Genomic DNA, 17,178 nt, shown 5'->3' on the forward strand with positions numbered 1-17,178 from the left:
GTGGCGCCCTTCGGCTACGAAAAGGGGCGGGCCGGTCACTACGGTAGGGGCCACATCTACCGGAGGTGACGGCGGGCCATGCGGCGGTTCGAGGACAGAATCGTGATGATCACGGGGGCGGCGCACGGGATCGGGCTGGGGATCGCGGAGCGGCTGGCCGGGGAGGGCGCCGCCGTCGCGGTGGCCGACGTGGACGCGGCGGCGGGGGAGCGCGCCGCCGTACGGCTGGCCGCCGGTGGGACACAGGCGGTGGCGGTCACCTGCGACGTGACGTCCGGCGAGTCCGTGGCGGCGGCGGTCGCCGCCGTCGTGGCCCGGTTCGGGCGGCTGGACGTGCTGGTGAACAACGCGGGCGGCGGGCTGAACCTCCCCGACCTGGACGAGCTGACCGACGACGACTGGCACCGCCAGATCGACGTCACGCTGATGGGCGTGGTGCGCTGCGTACGGGCCGCGACACCGCACCTGACCCGCTCACCGCACGGCGGCAACGTGGTGACGGTGGGCTCGATCAACGGGCTGGCGCCGTTCGGCTCGGTGGCCTACTCGGCCGCCAAGGCCGGGCTGCGCAACCTCACCGAGAACCTGGCGTCCCGATGCGCCGCCGACGGCGTGCGGTTCAACCTGGTCGCGCCGGGCACCATCCGCACCAGGGCCTGGGACGACCAGCCGGACTCCCTCGACCGGATCGCCTCCACCATCCCGCTCGGCCGGATCGGACGCCCGGACGACATCGCCGCCGCCGTCGCGTTCCTGGCCTCCGGCGACGCGGCCTGGATCACCGGCGTCACGCTCCCGGTGGACGGCGGCGCGCTGCTCAACGCCGGACGTGTCTTCCGCGACTCCGCCGCCCGCACGCGCTGATCCCGCCGAGGCGGGGGCCGGTGCCGCGCGCGAAACCGGCCGGGCGATCCTGGTTGTCATGAGCGAACTGAGCCCCGAGACCCGTGCCGTCCACCTGCCGAGGCCGCCGCTGAACGGCAGCGCCCCGATCAGCACGCCGATCTACCAGACCTCCGGGTTCGTCTTCGACGACCCGGCCGTCTTCGCCGACGGCATGGGACGCCCCGACGGCGCGTTCGTCTACGGCCGGCTGACCAACCCGACCGTGCGGGCGCTGGAGGAGGCCGTGTCGGGGCTGGAGGGCGGCTCGGGCGCGATCGCCACCGCCTCGGGCATGGCCGCGATCAACACCGTGCTGCTCGCGCTGGTGGGGCAGGGCGACCACGTGATCGCCCAGCGCGCGCTGTACGGCGGGACGGCCACCATGCTCAACGAACTGCGCGAGCGGTTCGGCGTCTCGGTCACCTACGTCGCCGAGGACGACCCCGAGGCGGTGCGCGCCGCCGTACGGCCCGAGACCAGGCTGCTGTACCTGGAGACGATCGCCAACCCGATGACGCAGGTGGCCGACCTGCCGGCGATGTGCGCGGCGGCCAGGGAGGCGGGGGTGACCACGGTGGTGGACAACACGTTCGCCTCGCCCATCCTGTGCCGGCCGATCGAGCACGGGGCCGACATCGTGGTGCACTCCACCACCAAGTACCTCGGCGGGCACACCGACGTGCTGGGCGGCGTCGCGGTGTTCGCCTCCGACGCGACCTACCGCAAGGTGTGGCGGTTCTCGGTGGACCTCGGCCCGACCGCCGACCCCTTCGCCGCCTGGCTCACCCTGCGCGGCATCCAGACCCTGCACCTGCGGATGGAACGCCACTGCGCCAACGCGCGCTTCCTGGCGACCAGGCTGGCCGCCCACCCGGCGGTCGCCGCCGTGCACTGGCCGGGCCTCGCCTCCCACCCCTCGCACGAGACGGCGACCCGGCTGCTGCCCGCCTTCGGCGGCGTGTTCTCCTTCGACCTGACGGGCGGGCGCGCGGCCGGCGAGCGGTTCATGAGCGCGGTGAAGCTGGCTCTGCTGGCCCCCTCCCTCGGCGGCGTCGAGACGCTGATCCTGCACCCGGCCACCACCTCCCACCGCGCCCTGTCCGCCGGGGAACTGGCCAGGCACGGCATCGGCGAGGGCACGGTCCGCGTCGCGGCGGGGATCGAGCACCCCGAGGACCTGTGGGCCGACTTCGAGCAGGCGCTCAGCTCGTCCTGAACAGTCCCGTCGCGTCGAGCGCCAGTACCGCCGCCACCGCGCCCACCGCGATCGCCCAGCCCACCGGGCCGACCGGGGCCGAGCCGAAGAAGTGGCTGAGCACCGGCGTCTGCACCACGACGGCCAGCACCGCCGCCGAGCCGAGCGCGCTGAGCAGCACGGCGCGGTCGCGGCCGCCCGCCTGGAGGGTCTGGGCGAGCTGTGCGCCCACCAGGGCCAGCAGGCCCACGGTCCGGGCGCGGGCGCGGGTGCCGGTGAACCGGGCCGCCGTCCAGGCGACCCCCGCGGCGGCGGTCGTGATCACTGCCCGCCGTACGATGTCGCGGTTCAGCGCGTGCCCCAGCGAGGACTCCGGACCCTCCTGGAGCAGCCCGGCCGCCGTGCCGGTGGACGGCGCGCGCAGCGCGATGGCCAGCGACGGGGCCAGGTCGGTGAGCAGGTTCACCAGCAGCAGCTGACGGGCCGACAGCGGCGAGGAGCCGGTGAACAGCGACCCGAGCAGGGTGAAGGCGATCTCACCGAGGTTCCCGCCGACCAGGATGGCCAGCGCCGCGCGCACCGACGCCCACAGCGCCCGGCCCTCCACCAGCGCGTGGACGATGGTCTCCAGCCGGTCGTCGGCGACCACCAGGTCGGCCGCCGCGCGGGCGGCGGGGGTGCCGGTGCCGCCGAGGGCGATGCCGACGTCGGCCAGCCGGATGCCCGCCGCGTCGTTCGCGCCGTCGCCGGTCATCGCGATCGTCCGGCCCAGCTTCTGGAAGCAGCGCACCACCTTGACCTTCTGCGCGGGCGTGCAGCGGGCCACCACGTCGGCGGCGGGCAGCCGCCGGCGTAGTTCCTCGTCGTCCATCTCCTCAAGGTCCGCGCCGGTCAGGACGTGCGGCTCGCGGTCGCCGGGGAGCAGACCGGCGGCGACCGCGCCCGCGGTGCCCGGGTGGTCGCCGGTGAGCATGACGATCTGCACGCCCGCCGCGCGCAGCCGGGCCAGGGCCGGGCTGGCCGCCCGCCGTACGACGTCGGCGAGGCCGAGCAGGCCGACGAAGACCAGTTCGGCGACGTCCTCGTCGGCCGGTTCCGCGGTGGGCCGCCACGAGGCGGGCAGGCGGCGCTCGGCCACGGCCAGGACCCGGTGCCCGGACTCGGCCAGGGACCTGACCCGCTTGTCCAGGCGGCGGCGTTCGGCCGCGGTGAGCGGCCGGTCCTCGCCGTTCAGGCGGATCAGCGTGCAGCGGGGCAGCACCGTCTCCGGCGCGCCCTTCACGCTGAGCAGATGGGCGTGCCCGGCCCGGCCGATGGTGGCGTGGAAGCCGCGGGAGGGCTCGAACGGCAGCGCCGCCACCTCGCGCCAGCCCCGCTCGCCGGTCCTGCGGGTCACCTTGACCCGCTCCGCGCCCTCGGCGACCGCCGCGTCCGTCAGATGGCTGTGCTCGCCGTCGTGCCCGCGCCGGGGGGTGGCACGTACGCCCGCGGCCAGTACGCGCGCCAGGGCGTCGTCCAGCTCGTCCGGGGGGCGTTCACGGCGGGCGTCGGCGACCCTGGTGAGCCGGATCTCGCCCGCGGTGAGGGTCCCGGTCTTGTCGAAGCAGAGCACCTCGACCCGGCCCAGGGCCTCGATGATGCGCGGGTCGCGTACGTGCACCCCGTGCGCCGACAGCCGCCGGGTGGCGGCCAGCTGGGCCGCGCTGACCAGCAGCGGCAGTCCCTCGGGCACCGCGGCCACGGCCAGGTTGACGCCCTCGCCCAGCGAGTCGCGCAGCGGCCGGCCGCGCGTCAGGCCGGACAGCACGATCGCGGCGGCGGCGCTCAGCGCGATCGGCGTGGTCGCCCCGGTGATCTGCGCCAGCCGGTCGGCGACCCCGCTCACCTGCGGCTTCTCCTTGGCCGCCGCCATCGCCCGGCCCGCCTCGGTGTCCTCGTCCACGGCGACCACCACGGCCTTCGCCGTACCGGCGGCGATCGAGGTGCCCTCGTAGAGCATGCTGCGCCGCTCGGCCACCTCCCGGGCGCGCAGCGGCGCGGGGTCCTTGGCGACCGGCAGCGACTCGCCGGTCAGCGCGGACTCGTCGGCCTCCAGCCCGTCGGCCTCGACGATCCGGCAGTCGGCGGGCACCACCTGACCGGCCGACAGCAGCACGATGTCGCCGGGGACCAGGTCGCGGGCGTCGGCCTCGCGCACCCGGCCGCCGCGCAGCACCATCGCCGGGACCCGCATGTGCCGGGCCAGGCCCGCGAGGGTCCGCGCGGTGGCGGCCCGCTGCGCGCCGCCGATCAGCGCGGACATGCCCATCACGGCGAGGATCAGGCCCGCGTCCACGAACGAGCCGATCGCGGCCGAGCCCGCCGCGCCCGAGGCGAGCACCGGTGTGAACGGGTTGGCCAGTTCGGCGACCACCCCACCGGCCAGCGTCTGCCGCTCGGCGGCGGGCCGGGGGCGCTGTTCCCGAGGGACGTCCGGCAGGCCGTCGGGGTGGGAGCGGAGTTCGGCCAGGACGTCCTCGACCGGCATGGAGTGCCAGGGGACGCGCTTGGCGGGCTCGCGTATCGGGTCGCGTATCGCGCGCCAGGCCCGCCACGCGCCCTGGCCGATGGAAAGGCAGGTGACCGCGCCGACCGCGGACAGCCCCTGCTGCGCCGACCGGCTCTCGCGGCCGGTCAGGGTGAGCATGGCGGCCACGGCGGTCCCGGCGCGGGCCAGCCGTACGCCGTCCTGGCTGACCCGGCGGGCCGCCTCGACGGCCGCGATCAGATGCACGGCGGGGGCCGGGCCGCCGGGCAGGATCAGGGCCGCGCCCCACGGGGGCGGGCCGTCGCCGTCCGGTACGCCGAGCCCGCAGTCGGCGGCGGCCAGCGCGGGCCCGTCCGAGGACACCAGGAGCACGCCGCCGCCCTCGCGTTGCAGCCCGCGCACCTCCTCGGCGCCCGGCTCGGCGATCGTGACGAACCGCAGGCCCGCCCGCGCTGCGGCGGCCTCGACGACCTCCCCGTACGGCGAGCCGCGCAGCGTGCGCTCCGACACGGCGACCGTGTCGATCCGGTCCAGGCGGCGCAGCGCCCGCCGGTCGACGACCACGATCCCGCGGCGGGCCAGCACCGCGCCCAGTTCGGCGGCGAAGGTCTCGCGGCCCGCGAAGGCGGGCTTGGGCGTGAAGATCATCGCGGTCTGCAGTCCGCGCCGGGGCACCGAGGTGAGCAGCGCGCCGATCACCCCGCCCAGCGGCGCGCCCGTCATGAGCTGGTCGGCGTAGCGTTCGGCGGGGCCGTTCGGCAGCCGCGCGGGCCGTGAGGCGGGGCGCAGCCGGGAGGCGGCCCGCTCCGGGGTGCCGGTCAGCCGTTCCTCGGCGGCCCGCCAGGCCGCCGCCAGCGCCCGCGACTCGCGTACCTGCACGATCCGCTGCGCCGTGTCGGCCACCAGTCCGGTCACGCCGGGCGCGAGGCCCTGCGCGGCGGCCCCCACCACGGGCAGCCACGCCTTGAGGATGTCGGCGTGCGCCGCCCGGCCGGCCGCCTCGCGCAGCTTCGGCATGGTGTCGATCAGGCCGACCAGTCCGGCCGCCTCGGCGGGCAGCGGGGTCCGCCGCAGCGCCCATTCCAGGATGGTCGCGGCCATGCCGCCGAGGTCGGCGGCGAGCACCAGGCCGGGCGGGGGCTGATCGGGCGTGGCGGCGTGCGCCGGGTCCTTGGGGGCGTCCTCGGCCTTGCGCTCGGCCTCGTCCAGCGCGGCCAGCAGCGCCTTGGTGTCGGGGGCGGGGTCGCCGATCGCGACGATCACGCGTCCGGCCGGTTCGTTGACGCGCGCCCAGCGGACGCCGGGGACGACCTGGAGCGCGTTCTCGATCGCGGTCGTGGGGGCGGGCTCGCACAGCAGCTCAAGGTGGATTCGGCCGGGGTAGGTCCAGGTGGACCTGCCCAGCAGCGGTCCGGCGATCGTCGTGGCGACGTCCGCGACCCAGTGCAGGGGAGCGGGCAGGCGACCGAGTCCGAATGGCATGACCGGGCAATACCCGGCATCGGCCGGTGAGTCGTGGGATCAGGTGAAATCTTGGTGAATCACTGATGGGAGTGGTGTCGGCTATCTTGGAACGTCGGCCGTGATACGGGGGATCTATGGACGAGACACCGGACGTGACGCCGGAGGGGATCGAGCGGGCGGCCGGCCGCATCGGCGGATATATCCGGCGCACGCCGGTGATCGAGGCCGAGCCGGGGCTGTACTTCAAGCTGGAGTTCCTGCAGCACGCCGGGTCGTTCAAGCCGCGCGGGGCGTTCAACCGCATCCTGTCGGCCCGTGAGGCGGGCGCGCTGCCCGAGGCGGGGGTGATCGCGGCCAGCGGCGGCAACCACGGGCTCGCCGTCGCGCACGCCGCCCGCACGCTCGGCATCCGCGCCGAGATATTCGTGCCCGAGGTGACCGCCGCGGTCAAGGTCGCGGGGCTGCGCGCGCTCGGCGCCGAGGTCCACCAGACCGGCTCGCTGTACGCCGACGCGCGCACCGCCTCGCTCAAGCGGGCCGCCGAGACCGGCGCGCTCGACGTCCACGCCTACGACCAGCCCGAGACCGTGACCGGTCAGGCCACGCTCGGGCGCGAACTGCTCGGCCAGGTGCCCGATCTCGGCGCGGTGCTGGTCGCGGTGGGCGGCGGGGGTCTCGCCGCGGGGATCGCGGCGGCGCTCGGCGGTACCGGGCGGGTGGTGGCGGTCGAGCCGGAGCGCAGCCCCACCCTGCGGGAGGCCCTTTCGCACGGCTCGCCGGTGGACGTGGAAGTCGGCGGCGTGGCCGCCGACGCACTCGGCGCGAGCCGCCTCGGCTCGATCGCGTTCGGCCTGCTCTCCGGCGTGCGCAGCCTGCTGGTGCCGGACGAGGCGATCGTCACGGCCCGGCGGGAGCTGTGGCAGCGCTACCGGATCGCGGTCGAGCCCGCGGGCGCGACCGCCTACGCGGCCCTGCTCACCGGCGCCCACCGCCCGGCCCCCGGCGAGCCCACCGTGATCATCCTGTGCGGCGCCAACACCGACCCCGCCGACCTCCAGGCCCGTCCCTCCTGACCCGGCCCCACGGCTTCGGGGCCGGGTGGGGGACGGGTCAGCGGTAGCTGTGCTCGGGGGTGGGGAAGGCGCCGGTGGTGACCTCGGCGGCGAAGTCGCGGACCGCGCGGTCCATCTCGGTGGCCAGGTCGGCGTACTTCTTGACGAACTTGGCCGGGTGCGGAGTCAGGCCCATGAGGTCCTGCCAGACGAGGACCTGCGCGTCGGTGCCCGGCCCGGCCCCGATGCCGATGGTCGGGATCGACAGCGAGGCGGTCACCCGCTCGGCCAGCTCGGCGGGCACGCACTCAAGGACGACGGAGAACGCGCCCGCGTGCTCCAGCGCCTTGGCGTCGGCCATCAGCTCGTCGCCCGCCTCGCCGCGCCCCTGCACGCGGTAGCCGCCGAACACGTTGACCGACTGAGGGGTCAGCCCCAGGTGGGCCATCACCGGGATGCCCGCCGAAACCAGCGTCTCGACCTGCGGCAGGATCCGCCGCCCGCCCTCGACCTTGATCGCGTGGACGCCCGCCTCCTTCATGAAGCGGGCCGCGCTCTCAAGCGCTTGCTGCGGTGAGGACTGATAGGAGCCGAACGGCAGGTCGGCGACCACCAGCGCCCGCGAGGACCCCCGGACGACCGCCGCCGCGAGCGGCAGCAGATCGTCCACCGAGACGGGGATGGTCGAGTCGTAGCCGTAGACCACCATCGCGGCCGAGTCGCCGACCAGCAGCACGGGGATGCCCGCCTGGTCGAAGACGCGGGCGGTCATCGCGTCGTAGGCGGTGACCATCGGCCAGCGCTCGCCGCGCTCCCTGGCGGCGGCGATGTCGCGGACGGTGACCCTTCTGCCGGCCTGGCCGCCGTACAGCGCGGTCGGCGAGCCGGTGGCCGGGGTGGTGGCCGGGGTGGTGGCCGGGGTGGTCGTACCTGACGTCGATACGGACATGACAGAGGACATCGTGGATCCCTCCTGGCCTCGAAGCGCCCCTGTGGCGTCTCCGGACCTCTCGATGATGGCACGCCCCGCTGCGCGGTGACACCCCTGGTTTCAACCACGGGCCCGTCCCGGGTAATCCCTTTCCGAAATGTCACACCGAACCGGCAGAATATCTCGGGAGGTAAGTGACAAAATGGACTTAACGCCTTACAAGCGGGTGCTGGCGGTCCCCGGGGTGCGGACGCTGCTGCTGGTCGGGCTCCTCGCCCGGATCCCGGTGACGGCCACCGGCATGACGCTGACCATGCACGTGCTGCACGGCATGAAGCTGAACTTCACCCAGGCGGGCCTGGTGGGCGCGATCATCACCGTGGGCATGGCGATCAGCGCGCCGGTGGCCGGGCGCTTCATCGACAAGAAGGGGCTGCGCCCGGTGATCGCGATCACCACCGTGGCCCAGCTCGCGTTCTGGCTCACCGCGCCTACGCTCCCCTACCTCGCGCTGCTCGTCTCCGCCGCGCTGTCGGGCCTGCTCACCCTGCCGCTGTTCAGCGTGATCCGGCAGTGCGTGGCCGCGGTGCTGCCCGCCGAACGGCGGCGTACGGGCTTCGCGCTGGACTCCATGGCGGTGGAGCTGTCGTACATGATCGGCCCGGCCGCCGGGGTCGGGCTGGTGCTCGGCGTGGGCAGCGGTTGGGCCCTGGCGCTCGTGGGGTTCGGGCAGGTCGCGGCGGGCGCGGCGCTGCTGGTGCTCAACCCGCCGACCCGTTCGGCGCAGGAGGACGCGGAGTCCGAGGGCGCGCCCGTCGTACCCAGGAGGCGGTGGCTCGGGATGGGCGTGATCACCCTGCTCGGCACGGTCTCGGCGCTCACGTTCGTGCTCACCGCCACCGAGCTGTCGCTGGTGGCCGTGCTCAAGGAGGGCCACGCCACGGAGTGGACCGGCCTGGTGATCGGCCTGTGGTGCTTCTACTCGCTGGTGGGCGGATTCGTCTACGGCGGACTGCCCCGCGCGCTCTCCCCGCTGCTGCTGACCGCCGGGCTGTGCGCGTTCACCGCCCCGCTCGGCCTGGTCACCGGCGGCTGGGGCTGGCTCTGCCTGGCGCTCATCCCGGCGGGCCTGCTGTGCGCCCCCGCGCTGGCCTCCTCGGTGGACGCGCTGACCCAGCGGACGCCGCCGTCCGTGCGCGGTGAGGCGATGGGCCTGCACTCGACCGCGCTGACCATCGGCATGGCGGCGGCCGGTCCGGTCGCCGGAGCGGTGATCGACGGGTACGGCCCGGGGTGGGCGTTCCTGGCGACGGGCGTGCTGGCGGCGGTGCTCGTGCTGGTGGCGATGCCGTTCTGGCGGCGCGCGCCGCAGGCGGTCAAGGAGCCGGCGCCCGCGTGATGAGCGTCACGCCCCTATTTCGAAACGGGACGGTTGCGTATCGAAATATGATCCGCTACGGTTGCGTAGCGAAACTTACGCGTATCGAAATTCTGTAGTTGGTGGGGGCCCTTCTTGGAAGCTCAAACCGGCCATCCCCGTCGGTGGCCGATCCTCGGTGTGCTGGTGTTCAGCCTGCTCGCCGTGGTACTGGACAACACGATCCTCAACGTCGCGCTGAAGACGATCGCCGACCCCCGGCACGGGCTCGGCGCCACGCAGAGCGAGCTGGAGTGGGCGATCAACTCCTACACGCTCGTCTTCGCCGGGCTGTTGTTCACCTTCGGGGTGGTGGGCGACCGCACCGGGCGGCGGCGGATGCTGCTCGTCGGCATGGCGCTGTTCGGGTTGTCGTCACTGGCCAGCGCCTACGCCCAGGACCCGGCGCAGCTCATCGTCGCCCGGGCCTTCATGGGCATCGGCGGCGCGGCGATCATGCCGGCCACCCTGGCGATCATCTCCAACGTCTTCCCGCCGAAGGAGCGCGGCCGGGCGATCGGGGTCTGGGCGGCGGGCGTCGGCCTGGCCGTCGCGGTCGGGCCGATCACCGGCGGCCTGCTGATCGAGCACTTCTGGTGGGGCTCGGTCTTCCTGATCAACGTGCCCGTGGTGGCGATCAGCGTGGTGCTGATCGCGCTGGTGGTGCCCGAGTCGCGTGACCCCAAGCCGTCCAGGCTCGACCCGGTCGGCGTGGTGCTGTCCATCATCGGGCTGGTCGCCGTGACGTACGGCATCATCAGGGGCGGCGAGCTGGCCACCATCGCCAGCCCGCAGGTGCTCGTCCCGCTGCTGGGCGGCCTCGTCGTACTGGCGGTCTTCGCCTGGTACGAACGTCGCATCGACCACCCGGCCTTCGACGTCACCTACTTCCGCGACGTGCGGTTCTCCATCGCCATCGGCATGGTCGGCATCGTGTTCTTCGCCATGATGGGCACGATGTTCTTCCTGGCCTTCTACCTCCAGACGGTGCTGGGCTTCAGCGCCCTGGAGTCGGGCGTGCTGATGATCCCGTTCGCCGCGGCGCAGCTCATCTTCGCCCCGCTGAGCCAGCGGGTGGCGATCCGCTTCGGCGGCAAGGCGTCGGCCGGGGTGAGCATGGTGGTCGTCGCCCTGATGATCGGCGCGTACGCGCTGATGGACGAACACACGCCGATCCCGGTGATGGTCGTGCTGTTCTTCATCCAGGGCGCGGCGATGGCCAACATCATGCCGCCCGCGACCACCGCGATCATGAACGCGCTGCCCAGGGAGAAGGCGGGCGTCGGGTCCGCGATGAGCAACACCGTCCGCCAGGTCGCCGGAGCGCTCGGCGTGGCCATCCTCGGATCGCTGCTGTCGGCGGTCTACCGGGACGGCATCGCGCCCTCCCTGACCATCCTGCCCGAGGGCGTACGTCACGCGGCGGGAGAGTCGCTGCCCGCCACCATGGCGGTCGCGCAGAGCCTCGGCGAGGCCGGTCAGGCCCTCGTCGCACCCGCCAAGGCCGCCTTCGTGAGCGGCATGCACGTCACCGCCGCGGCGTCCGCGGTGATCGCGCTGCTGGGCGCGGCGATGGTCTTCCGCTGGCTGCCGGGCAAGGCCAAGGCCGCGGAGCCGGCGCTACCGCAGGAACATGAGAAGGAACCGGCTGTAGTGTGAGGGTCAAATGACGACCTATGGAACGGCCGAAGGGGCGGCCCGCGCGGCGGGCCGCCCCCGTTCCGCGAAGGCGGAGAAGGCCATCGTCGACGCGGTCATCGACCTGATGGGCGAGGGCATCACGGTGTCGGAGCTGACCATCGAGGCCGTCGCGGCGCGCGCGGGCGTGGGCAAGACCACGATCTACCGCCGCTGGTCCAACAAGGAGGACCTGGTGGTCGACGCGATGGCGACGCTCAAGGCGCCGCTGCCGCCGCTGCCGGGCACCTCGGTCCGCGATGACCTGCTGGTCTACCTCGGCGCGATCCATCGCGAGGTGCAGGACCCGCGGGCCCGGTGCGTGATGGGCATCGCGATGAGCGAGTCCGAGCGGCACCCCCGGCTGGTCCAGCGGGTGCACGAGGTCACCATCGCGCCGCGCCGCAAGGTCCTGCGGGCGCTGCTCACCCGGGGCGTGGCGACCGGCGAGCTGCGGCACGACCTCAACGTGGACATCGCGATGGCCTCCGTCGTCGGCACGATGATGTGGTACATGAAGTGGCCGCACGAGGACGGAGTGCCCGGCGACCTGCCCGCACTCATTACGGACGAGCTGCTGACCGGCATGCGCGCGGCCTGAGCCGCGCGGCGGCTACGCCGTCGTCTCGCGCCAGCGGTTGGTGATCGGCAGCCTGCGGTCCCGGCCGAAGTTCTTCGGGGTGATCTTCGGCCCCGGGGGATACTGCCTGCGCTTGTACTCGGCCACGTCGACCAGGCGGATCACCCGGGCGACCAGCTCGGCGTCGTGCCCGGCGGCGATCAGCTCCGCCGCGCCCATGTCGCGCTCGACGTAGTCGTCCAGCAGCCGGTCCAGCAGGTCGTAGGCGGGCAGCGAGTCGATGTCGCGCTGGCCGGGCCGCAGCTCGGCGCTGGGCTCCTTCTCGATCGAGTTGGGCGGGATCGGCGGGCCGCCGAAGTCGTGGAGGAAATCGCCCGCGCCGCGCTGCTCGTTGCGCCACCTGGACAGCCGCCAGACCGTCGTCTTGGGCACGTCCTTGATCGGCGCGTAGCCGCCCGCCGAGTCGCCGTACAGGGTGGAGTAGCCGGTGGCCAGCTCGCTCTTGTTGCCCGTGGTCAGCACCAGGTGGCCGTGCTCGTTGGACAGGCTCATCAGCAGCATGCCGCGCACCCGCGCCTGGAGGTTCTCCGCCGACAGGCCGCTGAGCTGGATCTCCTTCTCGAAGGCGTTGACGATGCCCTCGATCGGCACCAGCCGGTCCTGCAGGCCCTGCCGTTCCACCAGGTCGCGCGCGTCGGACACGGAGTGCTCTGAGGAGTGGCGGGAGGGCATCAGGACCACGTGCACGCGCTCCGGGCCGATCGCGTCGGCGGCGATGGTGGCGGTCAGCGCCGAGTCGATGCCGCCGGAAAGGCCCAGGATCACCGAGCGGAAGCCGTTCTTGGCCACGTAGTCGCGCACGCCCAGCACCAGCGCCGAGTAGACCTCGGCCGGCTCGTCGAGCCGGTCGGCCAGCCGCGGCGGGGCGGGCGGCGCCTCGCGGGGCCGTACCTCGCCCAGCGTGGCCCGCTCGACCGTGATCGTGGTGCCGTCGTGGGCGTCGAAGGCGGACGGCCCCTGCGGCGCGTCCTGGCCGGCGGCGGGCACCTCCACGTCGGCGACCAGCAGCTCCTCCACGAACCGCGCGGCCCTGGCGACCGGCGCGCCGTCCGGCCCGACGACGACCGAGTCGCCGTCGAAGATCAGCTCGTCCTGCCCGCCCACCTGGTTGACGTACGCGAGCGCGCATCCGGCCTCGCGCGCCCGGCGGGCGACCAGATCCAGGCGGACGTCGCCCTTGTCCTTCTCGTACGGCGAGGCGTTGGGCACCACCAGCAGTCCCGCGCCCGCCTGCGCGACCACCGAGACCGGCCCGCCCTCCTGCCAGAGGTCCTCGCAGACCGCGATGGCCACGTCGGCGCCGTTCAGCCGGAAGATCGGCAGCCGGTCGCCCCTGACGAAGTAGCGGTACTCGTCGAACACGCCGTAGTTGGGCAGGTGGTGCTTGGCCGTGCGGGCCACGACGGCCCCGCGGTGCAGCAGCGCGGCGGCGTCGAGCGGGGCGCCCTTGGGCTGTCCCACGCGCGGCGCGAGACCGGCCCGGCCGACGTACCCCGCCACCACGGCGATCTCGCCCAGCCCCTCTTCGGCCAGCCGTACCGCCAGCTCCTCCAGGGCGGCGATGGACGCCTCCACGAAGGACGTGCGCAGCACGAGGTCCTCCACCGGATAGCCGGTCAGGAACATCTCGGGGAACACCACCAGATGCGCGCCCCGGTCGGCGGCGCGGCGGGTCCACTCCACCAGCTTGGCGGCGTTGCCGGTCAGGTCGCCGACGGTGGGGTTGGTCTGGGCCAGGGCGATGCGCAGGTGTACCACGTCGCCCAGCCTATTACCGGCGATCTCCTCGCCGGTGCGGGCCCTCCATCGCGGTCTCCCCGCCGGGCAGGGGGAGCACCGCCGAGACGAGCGTCCCGCCCCCGGGCGGGGAGGTGATCGAGCATGTCCCGCCCAGTTCGGCGGCGCGTTCCCGCATCGAGGAGAAGCCGACCCCTGGCCGCAGGCCCGCGCGCAGGCCGCCGCCGTCGTCGCCGACGGTGACGACCAGCGCCCCGCGCCGTTCGCAGTGCCGCAGCGTGACCGCGGCGGTGCTCGTCCCGGCGTGCTTGCGCACGTTGGTCAGCGCCTCCTGCACGATCCGGTACGCCGCCACCTCGACCGCCGCCGGCAGGCCGGTGGGCAGGTCCTCGGCGGTGACGGTGGCGGCGAGGCCGGTCTCGGCGGCCAGCGCGCGCACCGCGCCGGTCAGCCCGAGGTCGTCCAGGGACGGCGGGCGCAGGCCGTACACCAGTTCGCGGATCTCCTGGCTGACCGTGTCCATGCCGGTGCGCAGCTCGCCGAGCAGCCGGTCTGCCGACTCCGGCGATCCGCGCAGCGACGCCCTGGCCAGCGTGATCGACATCGACATCCCGGCCAGTGCCTGGCCGAGGCCGTCGTGCAGGTCGCGGCGCAGCCTGCGGCGTTCCTCCTCGCGGGCGGTCAGGATGCGCTCTCTGGAGCGCTCCAGATCCGCGGCCATGATCACGGCGTGCGCCACGTCCGCGACGTACGGCGTGACCGCGGCGATCAGCCGTTCGTTGTAGGCGGCGGCGAACCGGCGCGGCCCTGGCGGGCCGAGCAGCATGCGTCCCACCGGCTCCCCGTGCCAGACCAGCGGCACCTGCCGGGGCGCCGGGCCGGTCTCGCCCGCCTCGGCCGTGCCGGCCCCGCCCAGGTCCACCGTCACCCCGGTCACGCCCAGCGCCTCGCGTACCGAGGTGGTCACCGCGGCCAGCGCGCCGCGCGGATCGCTCGCGCCGATCTCGCTCACCAGGCGTCTGGCCAGCTCGCGGGGGTCGCCGTGCCTGCCGTACAGCAGCAGGTCCATCAGCCGGCGCAGCCGGGTCAGCACCGGCCGGAACAGCGCGCCGGTGACCAGCGCGGCGACCGGCCCCGCCACCGCGTCATAGCCGGTGACGAACATCCCGGCCAGGGCCGCCACTCCGAAGTAGACCGCGCTCACGACCACCACCAGGCCGGTGGCCACCACCGCGCGGCTGACCACCGTCTCGATGCCGTACAGCCGGTAGCGCAGCACCGAGAACGCCATGGCCACCGGCACCAGGCCGGTCCACAGCGAACCGGCCAGCCAGAAGCCCTCACCGGCGATCAGGAACGCCACATAGCCCGCGAACGTCGCCAGCGGCCAGGCGATCTGCCGCCGGATCGTCGCGTCGCCGCGGGCGAAGCGCAGCCCGAGGGCGAGCAGCGCACAGACGACGGCGGCCGTCGTACCGGCCTTGGTGAAGGTCTGCACCGCGTGGTTGTAGGGGGCCAGGGCCTCCAGCGCGATCGGGTTCGGGATGATCCGCGGGAACGGGTAGCCCATGGCGGACGGCGTGGGCCGTACGGCGGCGCGGGCGGCCTCGATCAGCGTGACCGCCACGGTGAACACCAGTACCGGCCGCCAGCGGCGCGAGGGCAGCCGGCCGTCGGGGGAGTAGAGCGGCAGTAGCACGGCCAGCGTGGAGCCGCCGAGGGCCCACGCCATCGTCCCGATGATCCGGAACCAACCGGCGGTGTCCATGTCGCCCGCGGACGCATGCGCCGACACCTGCGCCGAGGAGAACACGTTCACCGCGCAGAGCAGTCCGCCGACCAGCATCAGCCAGCCGATCACCAGGCGCGGGCGGCGTGCCACCAGGTAGGCCCCCACCAGCGGGAACATCAGCCCGGCCGCGTGGTCGGGGACCAGCGGCGGGTCGAGCCGCCAGCCCGGCGGCAGCGGTGCGGCGACGATCAGCGCGGCGACGGTCAGGCCCACCCCACCGGCCGCCGCCGAGGCGACCAGGGCGCTTCCGCCCCGGCGGATCGCGCTCATGGCACACTGCCCGTGCGGCCGGCCAGCCCGGACTCGTACGCCAGGACCACGATCTGGGCCCGGTCGAACAGGCCGAGCCGGTCCAGCAGGCCGGCGACCGCGCCGCTCACCTCCGGCTCGGGCAGGCTCAGCGTCGCCGCGATCTGCCGGTCGGTCAGCCCGCGGGCGACCAGTTTGACCATGTCCAGGTGCCGGTCGGACAGCCCGGCCAGCTCCGGTGGCGCCTTGGGGTCGAAGCGGCCGGCGAAGGCCGCGATCAGCCGCGTGGTGACCGCGGGGTCGATCAGCGCGTCTCCGGCGGCGGCGGCGCGCAGGGCCGCGACGAGCTGTTCGGGCGGGGAGGTCTTCAGTACGAAGCCGCTGACCCCGGCGCGCAGCGCGGCGTACAGGTTCTCGTCGGTGCCGAAGGTGGTCATCATGACCACCTTCGGCGGGGCGGGCTCGGCCAGGATGCGCCTGGCGGCGGTCAGGCCGTCCAGGCGGGGCATCTGGATGTCCAGCAGCACCAGATCGGGACGGACCGCGCGGACCACGCCGATGGCCTGCTCGCCGTCCTCGGCCTCGCCCGCGAAGGCGAGCCCGGGTTCGTTCTCCAGGACCACGCGCAGCCCCGTACGCACCAGCGCCTGGTCGTCGGCGACCACGACCCGCAGCTCCTCGCCCTTGACGGCCGGCTCGTTGCCGGGCGCGGACGCCGGGTCGAGGTGGGGGGCCTGGGCGAGCATGTCGGATTCCAGGCGGCGCAGCGCGGCGGGCAGGTCCAGGCCCAGCTCCTCGCGCCACAGGCCGCGCGCCCGGCGTACGGCCGCCAGCGCGTCCCCCTGGCGGCCCGCCCGGTACAGGGCCAGGGCCAGCAGCCGCCACGCCTCCTCGCGCATCGGGTGGGCGGTGGCGTGCGCCTCAAGGTCGGCGACCAGCGGCGCGGAGCGGCCGAGTGCGACCCCGGCGGCGGCCCGCCGTTCGGCCGCGACCAGGCGCAGCTCCTCCAGCCTGGCCGCCTCCGCGGCGGCCCACGGCAGGTCGGCGAACTCGGCCAGCGCCGGGCCGCGCCACAGCCCGAGCGCCGTCTCCATCAGCTCCCACTCGGCCGCGGGGCTCGCCTGCGCCGGGGACTTCACCAGGGCCTCGAACCGCCACGAGTCCACCTGCCCCGGTTCGGCCCGCAGCGCGTACCCCGGCGGCGCGGACACCAGTACGCCCGCCTCCCCGCGCGGGGCGCGGCCCGGCTCCAGCGCGCGGCGCAGCCGCGACACGTACCCCTGGATCGTCGCGAGCGCCTGCGCCGGGGGCTCGCCCGGCCACAGCTCGCCGATCAGGGTGCCGACGGGTACGGCGCGGCCCCCGGCGACGACGAGCCGGGCGAGTACCGCCCGCTGACGCCTCCCGCCGAGGTCCAGCACCGAGTCACGATGGGATGCCCGAAAAGGACCGAGAACCTGAAAAATCAACATTTCAGCCGTAAGCGTAGGGCCGGTGTGCCGCCACCGATAGGGCGGCTTTCCACCGGCATCCGTCCTGCCCACCTGCCGGGACCTGTGGCGGGCGGGCATGTCACGGCACGCTAGGCGGGGCCGATCTCCAACGGATCAAC

Annotated in this window: 11 protein-coding genes; 6 read left to right on the plus strand and 5 right to left on the minus strand. The window is 74.2% G+C overall.

Features of this window, described 5'->3' with window-relative positions:
- Positions 1 to 78 precede the first annotated feature (78 nt).
- Entirely contained in the window at positions 79 to 864 is a 786-nt protein-coding gene (locus DP939_RS10175; protein WP_113980380.1) for an SDR family NAD(P)-dependent oxidoreductase, read from the plus strand.
- Positions 865 to 922: 58 nt separating this feature from the next.
- On the plus strand, positions 923 to 2,101 hold the full coding sequence (locus DP939_RS10180) for a trans-sulfuration enzyme family protein (protein WP_113980713.1): 1,179 nt from the start codon (positions 923 to 925) through the stop codon (positions 2,099 to 2,101).
- Here the strand turns inward: DP939_RS10180 and DP939_RS10185 are convergent.
- On the minus strand, positions 2,088 to 6,089 hold the full coding sequence (locus DP939_RS10185) for an HAD-IC family P-type ATPase (protein WP_113980381.1): 4,002 nt from the start codon (positions 6,087 to 6,089) through the stop codon (positions 2,088 to 2,090). The two genes, DP939_RS10180 and DP939_RS10185, sit on opposite strands and share 14 nt — an antisense overlap.
- A 116-nt stretch (positions 6,090 to 6,205) precedes the next feature.
- Here DP939_RS10185 and DP939_RS10190 point away from each other — a divergent pair, with 116 nt between their 5' ends.
- Entirely contained in the window at positions 6,206 to 7,144 is a 939-nt protein-coding gene (locus DP939_RS10190; protein WP_113980382.1) for a threonine/serine dehydratase, read from the plus strand.
- A 37-nt stretch (positions 7,145 to 7,181) separates the two neighbouring features.
- On the opposite strand, the gene panB is transcribed toward DP939_RS10190, so the two are convergent.
- Positions 7,182 to 8,072, minus strand: a complete 891-nt coding sequence (panB, locus tag DP939_RS10195) for a 3-methyl-2-oxobutanoate hydroxymethyltransferase (protein ID WP_199565073.1) — start codon at positions 8,070 to 8,072, stop codon at positions 7,182 to 7,184.
- A gap of 184 nt (positions 8,073 to 8,256) precedes the next feature.
- Here panB and DP939_RS10200 point away from each other — a divergent pair, with 184 nt between their 5' ends.
- The 3 genes from DP939_RS10200 to DP939_RS10210 all read left to right on the plus strand — a co-directional run bounded on the left by DP939_RS10200 (position 8,257) and on the right by DP939_RS10210 (position 11,749).
- The gene (locus tag DP939_RS10200; protein ID WP_113980383.1) at positions 8,257 to 9,453 is read left to right on the plus strand and encodes an MFS transporter; all 1,197 of its coding nucleotides are present in this window, start codon (positions 8,257 to 8,259) and stop codon (positions 9,451 to 9,453) included.
- Between the two features lie 159 nt (positions 9,454 to 9,612).
- Entirely contained in the window at positions 9,613 to 11,130 is a 1,518-nt protein-coding gene (locus tag DP939_RS10205) for an MFS transporter (RefSeq protein ID WP_225878145.1), read from the plus strand.
- A 7-nt stretch (positions 11,131 to 11,137) separates the two neighbouring features.
- Entirely contained in the window at positions 11,138 to 11,749 is a 612-nt protein-coding gene (locus DP939_RS10210; protein ID WP_113980385.1) for a TetR/AcrR family transcriptional regulator, read from the plus strand.
- 12 nt (positions 11,750 to 11,761) lie between these two features.
- Here DP939_RS10210 and DP939_RS10215 read toward each other — a convergent pair whose 3' ends face one another.
- The 3 genes from DP939_RS10215 to DP939_RS10225 are packed head-to-tail and all read right to left on the minus strand — an operon-like array spanning position 11,762 to position 16,987.
- Positions 11,762 to 13,546, minus strand: coding sequence for an NAD+ synthase (locus DP939_RS10215; RefSeq protein WP_113980386.1), 1,785 nt, complete (start codon positions 13,544 to 13,546; stop codon positions 11,762 to 11,764).
- A 13-nt stretch (positions 13,547 to 13,559) separates the two neighbouring features.
- Complete coding sequence (locus tag DP939_RS10220; RefSeq protein ID WP_113980387.1) at positions 13,560 to 15,587, minus strand: sensor histidine kinase; 2,028 nt, start codon at positions 15,585 to 15,587, stop codon at positions 13,560 to 13,562.
- A complete protein-coding gene (locus DP939_RS10225; RefSeq protein WP_225878146.1) occupies positions 15,584 to 16,987 on the minus strand; it encodes a BTAD domain-containing putative transcriptional regulator in 1,404 nt (467 codons plus the stop codon). Before DP939_RS10225 ends, DP939_RS10220 begins: the two co-directional genes overlap by 4 nt.
- Positions 16,988 to 17,178 lie beyond the last annotated feature (191 nt).

It is taken from the genome of Spongiactinospora rosea, from assembly GCF_003315795.1.
Lineage (GTDB): Bacteria > Actinomycetota > Actinomycetes > Streptosporangiales > Streptosporangiaceae > Spongiactinospora > Spongiactinospora rosea.

Bases quoted from the DNA above. Each gene is read 5' to 3' on its own strand.
- DP939_RS10180 (WP_113980713.1), top strand. From the start codon at position 923: ATGAGCGAACTGAGCCCCGAGACCCGTGCCGTCCACCTGCCGAGGCCG.
- DP939_RS10200 (WP_113980383.1), top strand. From the start codon at position 8,257: ATGGACTTAACGCCTTACAAGCGGGTGCTGGCGGTCCCCGGGGTGCGG.
- DP939_RS10220 (WP_113980387.1), bottom strand. From the start codon at position 15,587: ATGAGCGCGATCCGCCGGGGCGGAAGCGCCCTGGTCGCCTCGGCGGCG.
- DP939_RS10190 (WP_113980382.1), top strand. From the start codon at position 6,206: ATGGACGAGACACCGGACGTGACGCCGGAGGGGATCGAGCGGGCGGCC.
- DP939_RS10175 (WP_113980380.1), top strand. From the start codon at position 79: ATGCGGCGGTTCGAGGACAGAATCGTGATGATCACGGGGGCGGCGCAC.
- panB (WP_199565073.1), bottom strand. From the start codon at position 8,072: ATGTCCGTATCGACGTCAGGTACGACCACCCCGGCCACCACCCCGGCC.
- DP939_RS10210 (WP_113980385.1), top strand. From the start codon at position 11,138: ATGACGACCTATGGAACGGCCGAAGGGGCGGCCCGCGCGGCGGGCCGC.
- DP939_RS10185 (WP_113980381.1), bottom strand. From the start codon at position 6,089: ATGCCATTCGGACTCGGTCGCCTGCCCGCTCCCCTGCACTGGGTCGCG.